The organism is Chachezhania sediminis (genome assembly GCF_009765275.1).
In the GTDB taxonomy this organism is placed as follows: Bacteria; Pseudomonadota; Alphaproteobacteria; order Rhodobacterales; family Rhodobacteraceae; genus Chachezhania; species Chachezhania sediminis.
The window spans coordinates 36,618-54,478 of sequence record NZ_VOPH01000012.1; the positions used below are offsets into that span (position 1 = coordinate 36,618).

The 17,861-nt window shown below is 65.1% G+C and carries 12 protein-coding genes; 3 read left to right on the plus strand and 9 right to left on the minus strand.

Going from position 1 to position 17,861, the window contains the following annotated elements; translation table 11 throughout:
* Nucleotides 1-199: 199 nt before the first annotated feature.
* From FQK05_RS22510 to FQK05_RS22530, 5 genes are all read right to left on the minus strand, one after another.
* Nucleotides 200-793, minus strand: a complete 594-nt coding sequence (locus tag FQK05_RS22510; protein ID WP_158971189.1) for a DJ-1/PfpI family protein — start codon at nucleotides 791-793, stop codon at nucleotides 200-202.
* Nucleotides 794-875: 82 nt separating this feature from the next.
* Nucleotides 876-1,841 carry a substrate-binding domain-containing protein gene (locus tag FQK05_RS22515; RefSeq protein WP_158971192.1) on the minus strand — a complete coding sequence of 322 codons (966 nt, stop codon included), beginning with the start codon at nucleotides 1,839-1,841 and terminating at the stop codon, nucleotides 876-878.
* 39 nt (nucleotides 1,842-1,880) lie between these two features.
* Entirely contained in the window at nucleotides 1,881-2,876 is a 996-nt protein-coding gene (locus tag FQK05_RS22520) for an ABC transporter permease (RefSeq protein WP_158971194.1), read from the minus strand.
* A complete protein-coding gene (locus FQK05_RS22525) occupies nucleotides 2,873-4,432 on the minus strand; it encodes a sugar ABC transporter ATP-binding protein (protein WP_158971196.1) in 1,560 nt (519 codons plus the stop codon). Before FQK05_RS22525 ends, FQK05_RS22520 begins: the two co-directional genes overlap by 4 nt.
* A complete protein-coding gene (locus tag FQK05_RS22530) occupies nucleotides 4,429-5,136 on the minus strand; it encodes a GntR family transcriptional regulator (protein ID WP_325063949.1) in 708 nt (235 codons plus the stop codon). The genes FQK05_RS22525 and FQK05_RS22530 overlap by 4 nt, the downstream gene beginning before the upstream one ends.
* Before the next feature lie 335 nt (nucleotides 5,137-5,471).
* Here FQK05_RS22530 and FQK05_RS22535 point away from each other — a divergent pair, with 335 nt between their 5' ends.
* From FQK05_RS22535 to FQK05_RS22545, 3 genes are read left to right on the plus strand one after another with little or no spacing between them, the layout of a single operon-like run.
* Nucleotides 5,472-6,677 (plus strand): iron-containing alcohol dehydrogenase, encoded by a 1,206-nt coding sequence (locus tag FQK05_RS22535; protein WP_158971200.1) that lies wholly within the window; start codon nucleotides 5,472-5,474, stop codon nucleotides 6,675-6,677.
* 13 nt (nucleotides 6,678-6,690) lie between these two features.
* Nucleotides 6,691-8,154 carry an NAD-dependent succinate-semialdehyde dehydrogenase gene (locus FQK05_RS22540; RefSeq protein ID WP_158971202.1) on the plus strand — a complete coding sequence of 488 codons (1,464 nt, stop codon included), beginning with the start codon at nucleotides 6,691-6,693 and terminating at the stop codon, nucleotides 8,152-8,154.
* Nucleotides 8,155-8,186: 32 nt separating this feature from the next.
* Nucleotides 8,187-9,026 carry an alpha/beta hydrolase gene (locus FQK05_RS22545; protein WP_158971204.1) on the plus strand — a complete coding sequence of 280 codons (840 nt, stop codon included), beginning with the start codon at nucleotides 8,187-8,189 and terminating at the stop codon, nucleotides 9,024-9,026.
* Between the two features lie 206 nt (nucleotides 9,027-9,232).
* Here the strand turns inward: FQK05_RS22545 and FQK05_RS22550 are convergent, their stop codons facing one another.
* From FQK05_RS22550 to FQK05_RS22565, 4 genes are all read right to left on the minus strand, one after another.
* Entirely contained in the window at nucleotides 9,233-10,573 is a 1,341-nt protein-coding gene (locus FQK05_RS22550; protein WP_158971206.1) for a calcium-binding protein, read from the minus strand.
* A gap of 1,138 nt (nucleotides 10,574-11,711) precedes the next feature.
* A complete protein-coding gene (locus FQK05_RS22555; RefSeq protein ID WP_158971208.1) occupies nucleotides 11,712-12,293 on the minus strand; it encodes a hypothetical protein in 582 nt (193 codons plus the stop codon).
* 322 nt (nucleotides 12,294-12,615) lie between these two features.
* Nucleotides 12,616-15,531 (minus strand): NHLP bacteriocin export ABC transporter permease/ATPase subunit, encoded by a 2,916-nt coding sequence (locus FQK05_RS22560; RefSeq protein WP_158971210.1) that lies wholly within the window; start codon nucleotides 15,529-15,531, stop codon nucleotides 12,616-12,618.
* On the minus strand, nucleotides 15,528-17,798 hold the full coding sequence (locus FQK05_RS22565; protein WP_199252740.1) for an NHLP family bacteriocin export ABC transporter peptidase/permease/ATPase subunit: 2,271 nt from the start codon (nucleotides 17,796-17,798) through the stop codon (nucleotides 15,528-15,530). Before FQK05_RS22565 ends, FQK05_RS22560 begins: the two co-directional genes overlap by 4 nt.
* Between the last annotated feature and the right edge of the window lie 63 nt (nucleotides 17,799-17,861).

Here is a 17,861-nt window from a genome sequence, read left to right on the forward strand (position 1 = left end):
TCGGTTCCGCCATGGCCTTTGGACAGGCCGATGCGGGCGCGGCGATTGCGCCTGCTGCAGGCAATCCGCAAAGGGACGTTCCGGGCCCGATGGCGGCGCGCGGCGCACAGGGCGTGCGGGGCGTGCGGGGGCAGGCCCCCCAGCCGGAAAAGAGAAAGGGCCGCACGAGGCGGCCCTTGTCCGGACGGTCGGCCGGTCTTCAGTTGTGACGGATTTCGGTGCCGAGCACCTTCAGGCATTCGCGCATGAAGGCGGCAAGGCCGGTCCAGCCCTTGGCCGACACCATCGTGCCGTCGACGAAGGCCTCCTTGGGGTCGACATCGATATAGATGCCGCCCACTGCCGCGACTTCGGGGGCACAGGCGCCAAGGCCCGCGACCTTCCTGCCCTTCAGCACGCCGGGCACGGCCATCAGGATCTGTACGCCGTGACAGATGGTGAAGATCGGTTTCCCGGCATCGTGGAAGTGTTTCACCATCGCCTGGATGCGGGGATCGGTGCGGATGTATTCGGGGCCGCGGCCGCCGGCGGCATAGACTGCGTCATAGCTGTCGAGCTCGGCTTCGGCTTCGGAGAACGTCTTGTTGATCTCGGCGAAATGGCCCGGCTTTTCGGTATAGGTCTGGTCGCCTTCGAAATCGTGCAGCGAAGTCTTGATCAGATCGCCTTCGTTCTTGTCGGGGCAGACCACGTGGACCGTATGGCCGACGGCCTCCATGCCCTGCTGGTAGACGTAGATCTCGTATTCTTCGGTGAACTCACCGGTCAGCATGAGGATTTTCTTGCCGCTCATCTGGGTCTCCTGGGTCTCGGGGTGGTCCGTCCGGCGGCCGGGGCCAAGGGGGCCTGGGGCGGCCGGACGGTGGTCGGGATGATCAGAACGGGGACTCAGGGAAATAGAACTGGTCCGCATTCTCGGGCGTGATCAGCGGTGCGTCCAGCTTGAACGATCCGCGCATCGGCGCCTGGCCGGCGAACTGCGCCGCGGTCATGTACATGGCCGAGGCGATCATCGAAGGCGGGTAGGGGGTGGAGATCGGCGTCCGTTCGTCGCCCGCCTTCACCATCTCGATCACCTGCTTCATGCCGTTGCCGCCCAGCATGTACTGGACTTCGTCGCGCTTGGCCTGATCGACGGCCTCGATCACGCCCAGCAGCATGTCGTCGTCATTCGCCCAGACGGCATCGATATGCGGGTACTTGCCCAGATAGTCCTGCATCAGCGAGAAGGCCTCGTCCTGGTTCCAGTTGGCGTACTGGATGTCGAGGATCTTGATGTCGCTCTGGTCGATGACGTCCTGGAAGCCCTTGATGCGTTCGTCGTCGATCACCGTCGGGATGCCGCGCAGCACGACGATCTCGCCCTGGCCGCCCAGCTTGTCGACCAGCCATTTCGCCGTGTTCGCGCCGACCGCGATATTGTCGCCGGCCACGTAAAGGTCCTGGATCGACGGATCCGCCAGGCCCCGGTCCACCACCGTGATGAAGGTGCCGTTCGACGCAATCTGTTCGACCGGGCCCGTCAGTTCTTCCGAGGTGAAGGGCAGGATCACCAGCGCGTCGAGCTTGTTGGTGGCCGACAGATCTTCCAGCGACGACACCTGCGCGGTGGCCGACGACGCGGTCGAAACAATCACGTCGATATTGGGAAAGGCGGCTTCCAGCTGCTTTTCGGCTTCCTGGGCGTGGTAGACCACGCCGCCGGTCCAGCCATGGGTCGCGGCCGGGATGGACACCGCGATGGTGAATTCCTTGTCCTGGGCCTGTGCCGCCGCGCCGGTCAGCGCGCCTGCAACGGCCGCGGCAGACAGCAGCGCCGCACCTTTCTTCGTCATCTTCATGGTTCCCTCCTCCATTTTTTCAGTTTGTGCCCCGCCGGTTCAGCGGGTGCTGGTGAAGCGGTGAGCCAGCATGGCGATGATGATGATCGCCCCCTGGACCGCAGCGACGAGGTATTCCGACACCATGTCCGACAGGACCATGACATTGGCGATGACCTCGAGAATGAGTGCGCCGGCGACGGTGCCCCAGATATGGGCCTTGCCCCCGCGCAGCAGCGTGCCGCCGATGACGACGGCGGTGATGACCTGGAGCTCCCACAGCTGGCCGGTCGTGGGCGTCGCGGCGCCAAGCCGCGGCACATAGCAGATCGCGGCCACGGCGACGCAGAAGCCCTGAATAACGAAGGCCATCGTCCGCACGCGAGAGACATGGACGCCCGAAAAGCTGGCAACGTCGGCATTCGAACCCACGGCAGTGACCCGGCGACCGTATTTCGTCCGGTAGAGGATGAAGGCGCCAAGAAGCGCGATCGCCAGCGTGATGAGAACGGGGTAGGGGATGCCCAGGAAATCCCCGAAATAGACCGGTCGATAGGCGTTGCGCAGGCTGCGGTCGATGGACAGCGAACCGCCATCGGTCATGTAGGTGATCAGCGCCCGGAAGATACCCATCGTGCCCAGCGTGACGATGAAGGGTTCGATCCGTCCGACGGTCACGATCAGCCCGTTCAGCAACCCGCAGAGCGATCCGACCACGAGCGCGACGACGGCACCCGCCGGGATCGCCCAGGCCCCCAGCGCCGGGGCAAGCGCGTTCATCGCCATGATCATGATGCCGACGACGAAGGCCAGCATCGACCCGATGGAAAGGTCCAGCCCCCCGGTCGCGATGACGAAGGTCGCGCCCACGCCGATGATCGCGATGAAGGCGCTTCGGGTGATCACGTTCAGGATGTTGTTCGCCGACATGAAGTTCGAATTGATCAGCGTGCCCAGCAGGATGATCACGCCAAGAGCGATGAACGGGGCAAGGTCGCCCCAGCGGATCCTGAATCCTTCGCTTTCCGGAAGCGTTGCGACTTCGGCGCTGCTCATGCGCGTTTCCTCCCCTCGGTGCCGTCGCCGCTGCTTGCGGCGGCATAGACGACGTTCTGTTCGGTGATGTCCGCACCCGTCAGTTCGGCCACGAAGTGCCCGGCGCGCATCACCAGCACGCGGTCGGACAGGCCGACGAGTTCGGGCAGCTCGGACGAGATCATGATGCAGGCCTTCCCCGTCCGGACGAGCGCGTCGATGAAGCGATAGATCTGGCCCTTGTTGCCGATGTCGATGCCGCGTGTGGGTTCGTCGATGATGACCACAGACGGATTGGCCTGCATCACCTTGGCCAGCAGCAGCTTCTGCTGGTTACCCCCCGAAAGCTGGCCCGCCTGGACCGAGAGCGTGCGGACACGGATGTCGTATTCCTGAACCACCGCCCGCAGCGCCGCGGTTTCCTTCCTGCGGTCCAGACGCAGGCCCGGATTGATCATGTCGAGCGCCTGAAGGGTCAGGTTGGGGCCCATCTCCTCGTTCAGGAGCAGGCCCTTTCCCTTGCGATCCTCGGTCAAGTAGACAAGGCCCGCGTCCATCATCGTGTGGACGCTTGGCTTTACCACCGTCGTGCCATTCAGGCGGATCGTGCCCCCCTGGGCCGGGCGCAGGCCCATCAGGCCTTCGATCAGTTCCGTGCGACCGGCCCCGATCATGCCGCCGATGCCCAGAACCTCGCCGGGGCGAGCAATGAAGGACCCCGCGATCTTGCCGTGATCGACCGACAGGTCCTCGACCTCGAGGATCGGTTCCGCGGACGCGGCACCCCTCTTGGGCGGGTAGAGCATAGACAGTTCGCGCCCGACCATCAGTTCCGCCATCTGGCGCTGGTCCAGATCCGCCGCGGGCCAGGTGCCGATCATCTTACCGTCGCGCAAGACGGTGACACGGTCGGCAAGCGCTTCGACCTCTTCCAGGCGGTGCGAGATGTAGAGTACCGCAACGCCCTGGGCGCGCAGGTTCCGCACGATGTCCAAGAGCGCGCCGACCTCGTCATTGGCCAGCATCGCGGTCGGTTCGTCCAGGATGATCACCTTGCGGTCATCCAGCAGCGCGCGGGCAATCTGGACAAGCTGGCGCTGCGCCAGCGGCAGGTCGCCCACGATGGTCGTGGGCCGCGCGGTCGAACCGACACGGGCCAGCACATCGGCCGTGCGCCGGTTCATCCTTCTGTCGTCGACGGCGAAGAACCGCGAAAGCTCGCGGCCAAGGAACAGGTTCTGCGCCACGGTCAGATCGGGGGCCAGCAGGATTTCCTGATGGACAAGCACGATGCCTGCATCTTCGGCCTGCACGGCGTCGGCAAATTTCACCTGGGCGCCGGCCAGCGCCATCGTGCCCTCGGTGGGTTCGGCATGGCCCGACAGAAGTTTCATCAGGGTCGACTTGCCAGCGCCGTTTTCGCCTATGATCGCGTGAACCTCGCCTGCGCGGATGTCGAGCGTCACCTCGCTTAGCACGGTTATGGCGCCATAGGCCTTGGACAGACCCCGGGCCAGAAGCACCGGCGGCTGGGGCGCCGTCGGGCCGCCCGCGGTATCGGTCGCCGGGTCGATCATTGGAATGCGGCCGCCAGCCGGTCGCGCGAACGGGCAATATGGTCCTGCATTGCCTGATAGGCCGCTTCCGCGTTGCCGGCGCGGAAGGCGGCCAGCAGACGCTCGTGCTCTTCCAGCGCCTCCTGGGTGACGCGGCTGTGGAACATCAGGCGGAAGATGTGCAGGTGGATGTGCTGGTCGTTCAGGGCCTGCCGGACGAATTCGTTGTCGGCGACCTTCAGGATCTCGTCGTGAAAGTGCGCATCCGCCCGAGCAAAACGGGAATAGCGGCTGTTGCTGTCGACCGGCTGTTCGCCCGTCTCCATGTCGGCGGCCGCACTTTCGATCCGTTTCAGCGTTTCCGGCGTCAGGTTCAGGCAGGCCTGCCGCGCGCTTTCCGGTTCCAGCATCAGCCGGAACTTGTAGAGATCGTCGAATTCCTTGTGCGTCAGCTGCGGCGAGGCGGAATAGCCGATCAGATGCGCCTTGCGCACCAGGCCTTCGCGTTCCAGCCGGGTCAGCGCCTCGCGCACAGGTGTCTGCGAGACGTTCAGCTCGCGCGCCAGACCGTCGATGGTGATGCGGGCGCCGGGCGGAATCTCAAGCGACATGATCCGCTCGTAAATCCGTTCATGAACGCTTTCGGCTATGCTCGAAGGCCGCACGAACCCGCCTTTGTGGTCGCGATCCGTCGTTACAGCCATGCGTTCCTCCAAGTTCAGCATTCTTGACAAGCGAGATCTTAACACTGATAGGATATCGAATGTCAAATACAATATCATATAGGATCTGATTCAGGGGGGAGGGTTCGGGCGTGCCGGTTTCGGTCGAAAACCTTCGGACGCTTGTGGAAAAGACACTTCTTGCGCGGGCCGCGCGGCAGGGTCGTCTGACCGTCTCGATAATCTGCGCGCGTCCCGTGCGGAGGATCCCTGCCGTCCTGCGTCGGCGCCCGGCAACAGGATGCGGGCCCGGCGGGCGCAGGCGCTGATCTGCCCGACACGCTCTACGACCAGATCTGCACCCTGGCTCAGGGCTGATGACAACGACAGGAGACGAGATGACATTATTCGGCACGATCAGGGCCCCGCGAGAATTGATCTTCGGCACGGGCCAGCGCGACGCCCTTGGGAAAGTCGCGGCGAAACTCGGCAGGCGGGCGCTGGTGGTGACCGACGAACGACTGGCGGGGGACACGATGTTTCGGGCGATGATCGCCCAGCTTGAAGCCTGTGGCTTGCAGGTCCGGGTCGACAGCTCGACCCTGCCCGACGTCCCGGTCGGAACCGCGGTCGCCAGTGCCGAAGCCGCGCGCGATTTCGTGCCAGACCTCGTGATCGGGGTCGGGGGGGGCTCGTGCCTCGACATGGCGAAATGCGTGGCGGTGCTTCTGACCCATGGCGGCAAACCCCAGGACTATTACGGAGAATTCATGGTCCCCGGCCCGGTCCTGCCGCTGATCGCGGTGCCGACGACGGCAGGCACGGGGTCCGAAGCGACGCCGGTTGCGGTGCTGTCCGATGACGAACGCCAGCTGAAGGTCGGCATCTCGTCGCCCTACATCATTCCCACCGCGTCGATCTGCGACCCCGACCTCACTCTGACCTGCCCCAAATCGCTGACGGCGATTGCCGGGGCCGATGCGCTGACCCACGCGATCGAGGCCTTCACCGCCATCCGCCGCACGCCCACGCCGGGGCTGGCGCAGGAACGGGTCTTCGTCGGCAAGAATGCTACGTCGGACCATTTCGCGCTGACCGCCATCGGCCTGCTTTGGGAAGGGCTGGAACGCGCCTGCGCCGACGGCAGCGATGCCGATGCGCGGGCCAGGGTGATGATGGGCGCCACCACCGCCGGCCTGGCCTTCGGCGTCGCGGGTACGGCCGCGGCCCATGCGATCCAATACCCGGTCGGGGCCCTGACCCACACCGCGCACGGCGCCGGCGTGGCCTGTCTGATGCCCTATGTCATGGCCTGGAACGCGCCCGTGATCGGGCCGGAGTTGGACCGGGTCGCCGGTCTGATCGGCGTGGCCAGCGGTGCCGAGGTCATTCCCGCCATCGCCGCGCTCTTCGACAGGATCGGCATCCCGCGCACCCTGCGGGACCTGGGGCTGGAGGAAGACCGGCTTGACTGGGTGGCCGAACAATCCTGCGGCATCGCCCGGCTGATCCAGAACAATCCGCGCCCGCTCCCGCCCGAGGATATGCGGCGGCTGGTCGGTGCAGCCTTCCACGGCGACCGCGCCGTCCTTGAGACCCATTGAGGGAGACACAGAAATGACACTCGATACCGTTTTCACCGGCTATGCCGATCCGTCCCTTCATGCCGAAGGACTTTTCATCGGTGGCAGGTGGGAGGCGGGGACCGGCATTCCCGTGCTCGACCCATCGACCGGGAACGCCCTGGCCGAAGTGCCCGACGCCAGTGTCGGGGATGGGATCCGCGCCGTCGAGGCCGCCCATGCGGCTGCGGCCGACTGGCGCCGCACGCCGCCCCGCCAGCGGTCGGAAATCCTGCGCCGCTGGTTCACGTTGATGACAGACCATGCCGAGGAACTGGCGCTTCTGATCTCGCTTGAAAACGGCAAGGCGCTGCCCGACGCGCGGGGCGAGGTCGCCTATGCCGCCGAGTTCTTTCGCTGGTATGCAGAAGAGGCGACGCGGATCGGGGGCGAGTTCCGTCATACCCCGTCAGGGGCGCACAATATCCTTGTGGATCACGAACCCATCGGCATTGCCGTCCTGATCACGCCGTGGAACTTCCCGGCGGCGATGGCCACGCGCAAGATCGGCCCGGCGCTGGCCGCGGGCTGTACCGTGATCCTTAAACCAGCCTCGGAAACGCCGCTGACCGCCTATGCGATGGCGCGGCTGGGGGCCGAGGCGGGCGTGCCCCCGGGCGTGGTGAACGTGCTGACCACGACAGATCCCGGCGGCGTGACCTCGGCGATGCTGGCCGATCCGCGGGTGCGGAAGCTGTCCTTCACCGGGTCGACCGGCGTCGGCCGTGTGCTGCTGGCCGAGGCGGCGAAGTCCGTGGTCAACTGTTCGATGGAACTGGGCGGCAACGCGCCTTTCGTGGTCTTCGACGATGCCGATCTGTCCGCCGCGCTGGACGGTGCGATGGTCGCCAAGATGCGCAACGGGGGCGAGGCCTGTACCGCGGCGAACCGGTTCTACGTGCAATCGGGCATCCATGACGCCTTCGTCCAAGGGCTGACGGCCCGCATGAAAGCGATGAAGCTGGGGGCCGGCTACGCTCCCGACACGCAGTGCGGGCCGATGATCACTACGAAGGCGGTGGACAAGATCGACCGGCTGGTGTCCGAGGCGAAGTCGCGCGGTGCACGGGCCACGACCGGGGGCGCGCCGCTGGACGGCAGCGGCTACTATTACCCCCCGACCGTGCTTGAAAACGTGCCGACCGATGCCGCGCTTGCGCACGAGGAGATCTTTGGCCCGGTCGCCGCGATCTATCGTTTCGAGACCGAGGAAGAGGCGATCCGACTGGCCAACGATACCGAGTACGGGCTTGCGGCCTATGTCTATTCGCGGGACATCATGCGGGCGATGCGCGTCGGGCGGGGGATCGAGACTGGGATGGTCGGCATCAACCGCGGGCTGATGTCGGACCCGGCCGCCCCCTTTGGCGGAGCGAAACAAAGCGGCCTGGGGCGCGAGGGCGGTGTCACCGGGATCCTTGAATTCATGGAGCCCAAATACTTCGCCGTCGAGTTCTGACGGCGGATTCCGACAGCGGGAAAGGACGGACGATGGCCGAACGGGACCTCTACCGAAACCGGGACTTCATCCCCGACTTCGATGCGATCATGGAGAAGACGGAGGCGCGAAGCCGCGCCTTCGCCGCGCATGCGCGGATGGAACGGAACCTGGGCTACGGCCCGACAGAAAGGCAGAGCTTCGATCTGGTCTTCCCACCGGATCCGGCCCCGTCGGCGCCGCTGCACATGTTCATTCACGGCGGATACTGGCGCGCCGGCAGCAAGGACGCGCATACCCTTGTCGCCGCGCCGGTCGTCGCCGCCGGCGGTATCGCGGCGCTGATCAGCTATGATCTGATGCCCGGGACCCGGCTGGCAGAGATCGTCGCGCAGGTTCGCAGCGCCGCGCGGCATCTGATCGGGATCGCACCCGACATCGGCGCGGACCCGGGGCGGTTCACGGTAAGCGGTCACTCTGCCGGGGCGCATCTGGCCGCGCTGCTGGCCTCCGACGCTCCCGGCGACGCGGGTCCGCCCGATGTCCCGGACCTGCGCGGCATGTTGCTGGTCAGCGGTATCTACGACCTTTCGGGCATTCCCGGATCGTTCCTGAAGGACGAGGCGCAGATGCGGGACGACGAGGCCAGGGCGTGGTCGCCGGTCCTGGCCCGGCACAGGCCCGGCCCGTTGCGCATAATCACCTGCGGGGAAAGGGAAACCGCGCCTTTCCAGGACCAGGCTGTCGCTTTGGCCGGTCTTTTGCGGCGGGAAGATATGGCGGTGGAACTGAGGACGGAAACCGCGGCCAATCATCTGACGATTGTCTTCGATCTGGCCGATCCGGAAACCGCGCTTGGCCGCAGGCTTTTCGATCTGGTCGCATCGTCCTAGGGGCGGTCCCGGACATTCGGGCGATTGCATCTGCTGCGGCCCCGGGCGTCCGGCGCTGCCAGGGCGAATGTTTTGCCGGCACTTCAGAAAGCGGCCGCCTTTCGAAGGGGCGGACCGCTGTCCCGGGCCATGTCCGTGCCCGTGGCCCGGGCACCAGACCGAAGAACGAGGTGTGAAGCCCGGGACAGGTGATACGCAGACCTGTCTCAGGTGAAAAGGAAGTTGTCGGCGTCCATGAACTGCGCCTGGCCGACCGAGTCGTCGACGTCGACCAGAATGCGTTCGTCCGTGGCCGAAACGCGCAGCGTGAAGTACTTGTTCCCGTCGATCGTGTTGACCCAGGTATCCAGGTCCGCCATCGACTGGATGTAGGGAATTCCGTCGAAGGCGATGACATCGTCGCCGATCGTGAAATCGGTGATCCGGTCGAGTTGAAGCAGTTTCTCCGTTCCGGTGCCGCTCAGATTATCCCAGTGGATCATGTGATCCGACTTGAAGACGAACGTGTCCCGTCCGGCGTCGCCGGTCAGGATATCGGCACCCTGGCCACCGTTCAGCTGGTCGAAGCCGAAACCGCCCTCCAGGATGTCGTCATCATCGCCACCGAAAAGGAGGTCGCTTCCGCCGCCGCCGACGAGGTAATCATCGCCTTCATTGCCGAAAAGCACATCGTCGTCGCGTTCGCCCCGAAGCGTATCGTTGCCGGCGAGCCCGTGCAGTTCGTCGGAATGCTTGCCGCCGAAAATGACGTCATCGCCGTCGCCGCCCACGAGGTCGTCTTCACCGAAGCCGCCCCAAATGACATCGTCGCCATTTCCCCCGAAAACGGTATCGTGCCCGCTTCCGCCCCAGATCTTGTCGTCGCCATTGCCGCCGCTGATGGTATCGTCGTTCAGGCCACCGGCAATCAGGTCGACGCCATTGGTTCCTGAAATCAGATCATTCACATCGGCGGGGTTGCTGTCGATGTCGTTGATGATGTTGCCGTCGGCAGCCGTGAATCCGTCGGGCACGGTGTCCTGCGGGTCTTCATAGGCGACATCTGTCAGCTTCGAAAAATCGGGCACGCCCTCTTCGCGGATGAAATGACCTTCCTCGTTTCCGTCGCGGGCAATGCCGTCGCCTGTCATGTCGATGCGGAAGCCTTCCAGCGCATAGAATATCTTCCCGCCGGCATCGGTCGTGACCAGCATCCATTGCTGCGGATGGGCGCCGGGATCGTTGTGGTTGCCGTTGAATTCGACGATCCGGACATTGCTGGGAGGGTTCGTCAGATCGATGGCCTGCCCATCGAGCGCAATCTGATCGCGCGTGGGATCGAAGTCGTTCAGGCGGCCGACGACGACGCTGTCGACACTATTGAAGTTCTGGAAATCAATGATGTCGTTCCCGGCTCCGGTAAAGACATGATGCCCTTGGGAAAACCGCGTTACCTCGGAGAAATCCAGACGGACCAGAAGGTCGTGATCCTTGTACAGCGGCGTATCGTAAATGTGCACCTGGTGCGTGGTGCCATTCCCGGCTTTCAGTACGTCGGTCTGGTCCATTTGGTCTTCTTCTCACTCCTTGGCTTCGCTTCAAAGACGAGCAGTGTGCCCGGCTGAATTTCTCCTTAAGGTTGATTTTCGGGTTCGGTTATTCCGATAAACCGTTAACAACTTAAGGGTGTTGTATTCATATCGTCGCACTTAAACGTTGTAAGATCCTTTCGGTCGCTGTTCCATAGGCGCACTTTGTCACTGGTCCAAATGTGAAATTGTATTATTTATTTCAGTGTCTTGCACGTTTCCTGCCCCGCAATGCACAGCTTGGTTCGCACAGAGAGCAACCGCAAGAGCCCAGCAGCACCGTTGTCCAGCCGCACTTTGGGTTTGTGCAGAATGGCAACAATCTTTGCGAGATCCCGTTCAAGATGCGCCGCGTATGATCTTCACAACATTAACGTTCGAACAGGCCGAAGGTTCCTGGACAGGCCTATGTTGCGACAGGTCGGGCGGTCGTCCGCCGTGCCGTCGGGCGTCATTCCCCACCTATGCGTGCGAAAGGAATGGGCAAACCTCCGGACGATTCCGGGGGCTTCGGGTTCGGCTGATTGTCGTGTTCTGTCCGGGCGCCTGGAAGTGACGCGTATGGCTGCGTCGTGCAGACCGGTCCGTCCGCCTGCCATGATCACCCGACGATGCGGGCTACCGGGCGCACTTGCCCGTCGGTGCCCGTTGTGACGAGAGGCTGCAGCCCAAGATCCGGCGTGTGGTCCAAGGGAACGGGCGGGTACATGGCATCCGCGAGATCTGACCTGAGGCCGCCACATCGTGGATATCCCTGGCGCGGTCGGTGCAACCCCAGCCGGGATGCGCCGGGTCGTTATGGCCGGGGCAAACGGACCTGACGGCGGTGCTGAACGGCGGTCGACGTGGCTGCCGCGCCAGCTTGGTGCATTGTCCGCTCAGGGGGGCAAGACCGCAGGCCGAACCGGCAGAGTAAGAGGTCGTTTTACCATAACCCCCACTACAGGACGCCGCGCATGTCGGTGTGCACTGCGTCCGAAACGGGCTTCAAGAAACGATACCTTGAAACGATACCTCAAAAGACAAGGCGCGGCCCTCACCTCGTGAAGGCCGCGTCTGGTTCGTGCGTCTGCGCCGCACATGTCGGCCGCGAAGGACCGGCGTGACGGTTCTGTCGTCAGCCGATATCCACCTTTTTGCCGTTCTTGGTCAGATCCTGACCGTCGGCGATGCCGATCGAACCGCCGATCGCTCCGCCACCCAGTCCGCCGGCGGCACCTGCGCCGACGGCGGTTGCGATAACTGTCCCGGCAGTCGCAAGCCCCGTCCCTGCAACCGCGAGCGCGGCGCCACCACTTGCAACCGTCGCCCCGATGATGATGCCGGCCTTGACGGGGTTGTGGTATGCCCATTCGGCCCCTTCGGCAACGCCATGTGCCGCACCCTCGGCTGCACCGGCGACGGCGCCGCCAACAGCTTCGGCCGCACCGCCGATCTCGCTGCCGATGTCGGTCAGGAAGTTGCCACCTGCGACGCCTTGCAGTTCGTCCTTGCTGAGTTCGACAGAGCTGTCTTCGGTCGAAACCGAGGCGGTCATGTCTTGCGATGCTTTCTTGATTTCTTCAGCCATATCGGCCTCCCACTTACTGAATAGCAGCCTTCGTTCTGAAAAATTGCCCGGCTGGCGTACCACACCGCGCCATCCCGCCGGGTAGCGGGAAACTAGGAAGAGTGTCACAGCCCACAAGCCCCAGTTCAAGAAAAAGATCCTGTCGTTACAACAGCTTCGTTCGCCTGCAAACATATCCCCGGTCACAGGGCCAGGGCGGTGGCGCCCGGCCGGCACGGATAACCTCTTGAGTTCCGAAAGCATTTCGTTGCGGAAACTGCGAAATCGACCCTTTGGCGCGCCGGGGGGAACGGATTTTCACTGTCCAGGCACTCTTTGTTTCAGTTTGTGACCTTTGCGTGAAACGGGCGCCCGGCCGCTCTGCCGCAGGGGAAATGCCTTGCCCGACGAAGTGTGGAAGCGGGGCGCCGCATCGCCCGGGGGACCCGAGCGGGGCACGATCCGGTCAGGATCAATCAGAGACCAGTTGCCGGCGCGCCAGTTCCGCAAAGGCGCCGCCCTGCTCCAGCAGGTCCTGGTAGGTACCGCTTTCGACGAAGCGGCCATCCTTCAGGACGTGGATGCAGTCGGCGTTGACGATGGTCGACAGACGGTGCGCGATGACGATGCGGGTGGCGTTCATCCGCGACAGCGCCTCGCCCACACGGGCCTGCGTGACATTGTCGAGTGCGCTCGTCGCCTCGTCCAAAAGCAGGATGCGCGGGCGGCGGACCAGCGCACGGGCGATCAGAAGCCGCTGCTTCTGGCCGCCGGAGAAGGTCGCGGCGCCCTCGCTGACCGGAGTCTGAAGGCCCATCGGCATGGCGTCCAGATCGGTTTCCAGCCCGGCGTCCCGCACGGCCTGCTGGACCTCTGCCAGGGTGAAGGGCGCGTTCATGGTGATGTTGTCGTAGATCGTGCCGGGCAGCAGCATCCCGTTCTGCAGCACGACCCCCAACTGCCGACGGAACGCGCCGGGGTCCATCGTCGACAGCTCGCGTCCGTCGAAGGTGACGCGTCCGCTGACAGGCTGGACCAGGCCCAGAAGGATCTTCAGAAGCGTCGACTTCCCGCTGCCCGACCCGCCGACGATGGCTATGAATTCGCCCGGACTGACCCGCATCGACACCCCGTCCAGCACCCGTCGGGACGACCCTTCGTAGGCAAAGCACAGATCGGTCACTTCGATCCGGCCGGTCAGGTCGCCGGGTTGGCCGCGGCTGGCATCGGATTCCGCATCCGATTTCAGGATCGGCTCCGTCCGTTCATAGATCGGCGCAAGGGAATAGACCGTGATGATGGCACCGACAAAGCCCGACAATCCGCCAGACAGCTGCCCGAAGGCGGCATGAAAGGCGATGTAGGTCCCGGTACTGACATCGTCGGCAAAGAAGGCGAAGTAGGCGAATGAAAAGACGCTGAAGGCGGAAAAGATCGCCGTCGATACCAGCCCCTGCCCCCAGCCGATCATGGTGCTGCGCAGCTGGAAATGGACGTCGCGGGCATAGCGTTCGGCCCAGTCGCCGAAGGCAAAGCGTTCGGCCCCGTTGACCCGGATCGTCTCGATCCCGCGGATGAACTGGAAGATCCGCGCCGAAAGCCTGCCCCGCAGTTCCAGCTGTTCGCGTTGGACCAGACGATCATACCAGGCGAACCCGGCGCTGAAGCCGATGACAAGGACGATGGCGACCAGCGCGACCAAGGCCAGCTTCGGCGCGTAATAGACCATGAGGCCGAAGCTGATGAAGGAAAACAGGCCGCCGAACAGCGCGCTCATCGTGGCGCCGGTCAGGGCGCGCGACAGGGTGTTGATGCCGGCGGCGCGGTTGGCCAGGTCGCCGACATCGTAGGCGTGGAAGAACGTGCTGGGCAGGCGCAGCAACCGGTCCCAGACCGCAGCCTGCACCGCCGCGTCCAGCCGCCCGCGCAGCCGCAACTGGCTAAGCGACTGCGACAGGTGAAAGCCAAGCGCCGCGAAGGCCGCAGCGACCAACACGATGGTGACCTGCAGAAGCTGATCGTAATCGGCATGGGGAATGATGGTGTCGACGATCCGGCCCGATACGATGGGCGTCAACAGGCCCAGGATCGACGCCGCGAAAGAGGCCAGCAGGATCGTCATCAGGGTGCCGAAGTTCCGCGTGAAGGCGAAGGAAAAGATCTGCTGCCCCTTCAGTTCGCCATCGGCGAAGCCGCGATAGAAGGCGAACACGTCGCCGTCCAGGTCCCCGGCCAGTGCGGCATCGACCTTTTGCCGGGTGCCGTCCGCCATGAAGGCGTGATAGCCGAGCCGCGCGGGGATCATCGCGACAGGCTCGCCCGCGGCCGTGAAGGCGACGAAGGGCCCGTAATCCGCCCGCCACCATTCCGCATCCAGCCGCGCCCGCCGGGCGCGCATCCGGTTGGCCCGGGCGATCGCCTCGACCGCGCCGGTGCGGTCGGACAGGTCCCCGGTGCCCGGGGCAGGGGCCGGCCAGTCGCCAAGCGTCAGCCCCTCTGCCGCTGCGACCCGCGTGCATGCCGCGAACAGAGGATCGCCGCCCGGCTTGGCGCCGGGACGGCGCAGGGCGCTTTCGATGGTGCCGGCCAGGCCGGCCGCTGCCATGCGCACCCGCCGGGTGGCGGCCTGATCGCTTGCCGCGACGGCCGCGGCGGTATCGGCCCGCCCCTGCGCCAGCCTGCGCGCGATCCCTTCCAGCGCGATGATCGTCGCCCCTGCCCGGGCTGCGGCCCGCGTGGCGTCGTCGGGCAGGCCGGCACTGGTCTGGGTCCGGCACGTCGCCTCGACCCCGGACTGCACCCACAGGTCGCGGGTCAGCGGCAGGATCGTCCGGGCCGGAAATTCGGCATGTCCGGCGACGGTCAGCGGTTGGTCGGACATCAGCCAGATCAGCGGCAGCACCGTGCCAAGCGTCATGTCCGGCGAAAGGCGGATGGCCCGGCCCGGCACCACGGGAAGGGTGCCGCGCGGCGCGGCGCCCGGGGCGCTCCACGCGATCAGGTTCGCGATCCAGCCGTCGAGCGGGTCGCAGCCCGCCTGCTCTGCCTCTGCATTTGTTGCTGTCGCCGTTGCCGCGGCAGACATCGGGCGCAAGGTGGCGCCGCGGCCGGGGATGGCAAGGATGTCCGGCATGCCGTCGGCCGTTGCCACGGCCAGCCCGGCAATGGCATCGCCGGGGCCAAGCCGGCCCAGCGGAAACAGGGGGCCATAAACCTCGCCGGGATGCGCCGCCACGGCGAAGATGTCGACGTATCCCCGTTCGACCACCCAGCCCGTCCCGGTGCCGTTGAGAAGCGCGGCCTTAGGAATGCTGGGCGGACCTGCAACGTCGGCGAAGGCCGTGCCCGGCTGGTCCGCGACGGCGGGTGTGGTCGTCCGGTCCGTCATTGCGACGCGATCAGCCGGGCATAGACGCCGTCGCGGCGCATCAGGCCCTCGTGCGTGCCGCGTTCCGCGATGCGGCCCGCGTCGATCACGATGATCTCGTCGCAGTCGCGCACCGTCGACAGGCGTTGTGCCACGATCAGGCAGGCCGCCCCGCGTCTGCGGATATTCGCGTCGATCTGTTCTTCGGTGACGGGATCCAGCGCGGCCGTCGCCTCGTCCAGGATCAGGACGGTCGGGTCCTTTGCCAGCGCCCGGGCGATTTCCACGCGCTGACGTTCGCCGCCGCTCAGGTTGTTGCCGCCTTCGTTCACCCTGGCGTTCAGCCCGCCCTCCTGCAGCAGCGGCAGGTGGGACAGGCAGGCGTCCTCGATCGCGCGCTGGACGGCGGCATCGTCGACGGTCGGGTCCCACAGGGTGATGTTGTCCCGCAGCGTGCCGGCGAACATGGTGACCTCTTGCGTGACGACACCGATGGAGGAGACGAGCACGCGGCGGTCCATCCCTTCCAGCGGCACGCCGTCGACCCGGATCTCGCCTGCCCATGGCCGGTAGAGCGAGGAGACAAGCCTGGCGACGGTGGACTTGCCGGATCCGCTGGATCCGACGATGGCGATCCGGTTCCCCGGTTCAAGCCGAAGCGAGATGTCGGTGATCAGCGGATCGGCCAGACGGCTGTAGCCGAAGGTCACGTTCCGCAATTCCACCCGCCCGCTCAGCTTGGTCTCCTGCCCTGTCCCTGTCCCTGTCCCTGTCCCTGTCCCTGTCCCTGTCTCGGGCACGGCGGCGAGCGGCGGTGCGGGGGACGCTACCCCAGTCGCTGTCCCGGTGGGCGCGTCGCCGGGCCGGGGCCTGATCGTGCCGTCGTAAGTCATGACATCGTCGATCCTGTGCAGGTCGACCTGCGCATTCTGCAGGGTGGACCCCAGCCCGACCAGACCCGCGACGGGACCGTTGAAGCTTTGCGTCAGCATCTGGAAGGCAAAAAGATCGCCGATACTCAACTGCCCTTCCAGAACGTAAAGCGCGCCCAGGGACAGGATCGCGATACCCGACAGCGCGGACAGGATGCCCGGCAGCAGGTTCAGCAGCGCTGTTTCGCGCCCTATGGTTTGCGACAGCGACACGAACCGCGCCTGCAGACCGCCCCAGCGCGAGAACAGAAGATCCTCCTGCCCGGCGGACTTGATCGTCTCCATCGCGGCAAGACCGCCCAGCAGGGACGACGCCTGTTCGGCCCCGTTCTTGGCCAGCAGGTGCCGGGCGTTTTCCAGCCGGATCCAGACCACGCGGGCCATGATGACGTTGAGGACAGCGCCGGCCACGACGATCGAGGCCAGGGGCAGGCTGTAGGCAAAGAGCATGATGCCGTAGAAGAGGATCGAGAAGAGCCCCACCAGGCTGATCGCCAGGGGACCCGACACCAGCGTCGCCACCCGCCCCGCCGCGCCCAGGCGCGAGGCGATGTCGCCGGCATAGCGCTGGGTGAAATATTCGACCGGCAGGTTCAGGATGTGCCACAACATGCTGGCGGTCATCGACAGGTTGATCTTCACCGAGAACCGCATCAGGTAGTAGCGCTGCAGGTATTGCAGCGACAGGCTGACCAGCGTCGCCAGGATGAAGGTCAGGATCAGAGGGCGCACCCATTCCTTCTGTCCGTCGATCAGGTACTGGTCGACATAGACCTTGCCGATCACCGGGATCACGATGCCCGGTACGATCAGCAGGATCGTGACGAAGACGATGAACAGGAACGGAATTTCCGACCCGCGGCTGTAATGGCGCAGGGCGCGCAGCACCGACGGTTTCGTGCCGCTTGGCTGGAAATCTTTGCCCGGCGTCAGTTCGATCACCACGCCGGTGAAGCTGCGGTCCAGTTCGTCCCGGCTGACGCGGCGGCGGCCGCTGCCGGGATCGTTGATCCGCGCGCCCTTTGCATCCAGCTTTTCCAGCACGACGAAGTGGTTGAAGTTCCAGAAGATGATCGCCGGCAACTTGATGGATTTCAGACCGCCGAGTTCGACCTTCAGGCCGCGGGCGTTCAGGCCATATCGGCGGGCCGCCTCGATGACGTTCCACGCGTTCGACCCGTTGCGCGACACGCCGCAGGCCAGGCGCAATTCGCCCAAGGGGACCCAGGCACGGTGATAGGCCAGCACCATCGCCAGACAGGCCGCACCGCATTCGACCGCCTCCATCTGCAGGATGGTCGGCGTCTTGCTGCTGCGCCAGAATGCGAAGCGGCTTCCGGCCCCTGCATTCGTCACGGCAGAAGCTCTCTCTCTGCCGCGCCGCTGCCTGTGCAGATGCCGGTGCGTGATCGCCGTTCC

Coding starts and splice junctions, on each gene's coding strand:
- FQK05_RS22510 (WP_158971189.1), bottom strand. CDS start 793: ATGAGCGGCAAGAAAATCCTCATGCTGACCGGTGAGTTCACCGAAGAA.
- FQK05_RS22515 (WP_158971192.1), bottom strand. CDS start 1,841: ATGAAGATGACGAAGAAAGGTGCGGCGCTGCTGTCTGCCGCGGCCGTT.
- FQK05_RS22520 (WP_158971194.1), bottom strand. CDS start 2,876: ATGAGCAGCGCCGAAGTCGCAACGCTTCCGGAAAGCGAAGGATTCAGG.
- FQK05_RS22525 (WP_158971196.1), bottom strand. CDS start 4,432: ATGATCGACCCGGCGACCGATACCGCGGGCGGCCCGACGGCGCCCCAG.
- FQK05_RS22530 (WP_325063949.1), bottom strand. CDS start 5,136: ATGCTGAACTTGGAGGAACGCATGGCTGTAACGACGGATCGCGACCAC.
- FQK05_RS22535 (WP_158971200.1), top strand. CDS start 5,472: ATGACATTATTCGGCACGATCAGGGCCCCGCGAGAATTGATCTTCGGC.
- FQK05_RS22540 (WP_158971202.1), top strand. CDS start 6,691: ATGACACTCGATACCGTTTTCACCGGCTATGCCGATCCGTCCCTTCAT.
- FQK05_RS22545 (WP_158971204.1), top strand. CDS start 8,187: ATGGCCGAACGGGACCTCTACCGAAACCGGGACTTCATCCCCGACTTC.
- FQK05_RS22550 (WP_158971206.1), bottom strand. CDS start 10,573: ATGGACCAGACCGACGTACTGAAAGCCGGGAATGGCACCACGCACCAG.
- FQK05_RS22560 (WP_158971210.1), bottom strand. CDS start 15,531: ATGACGGACCGGACGACCACACCCGCCGTCGCGGACCAGCCGGGCACG.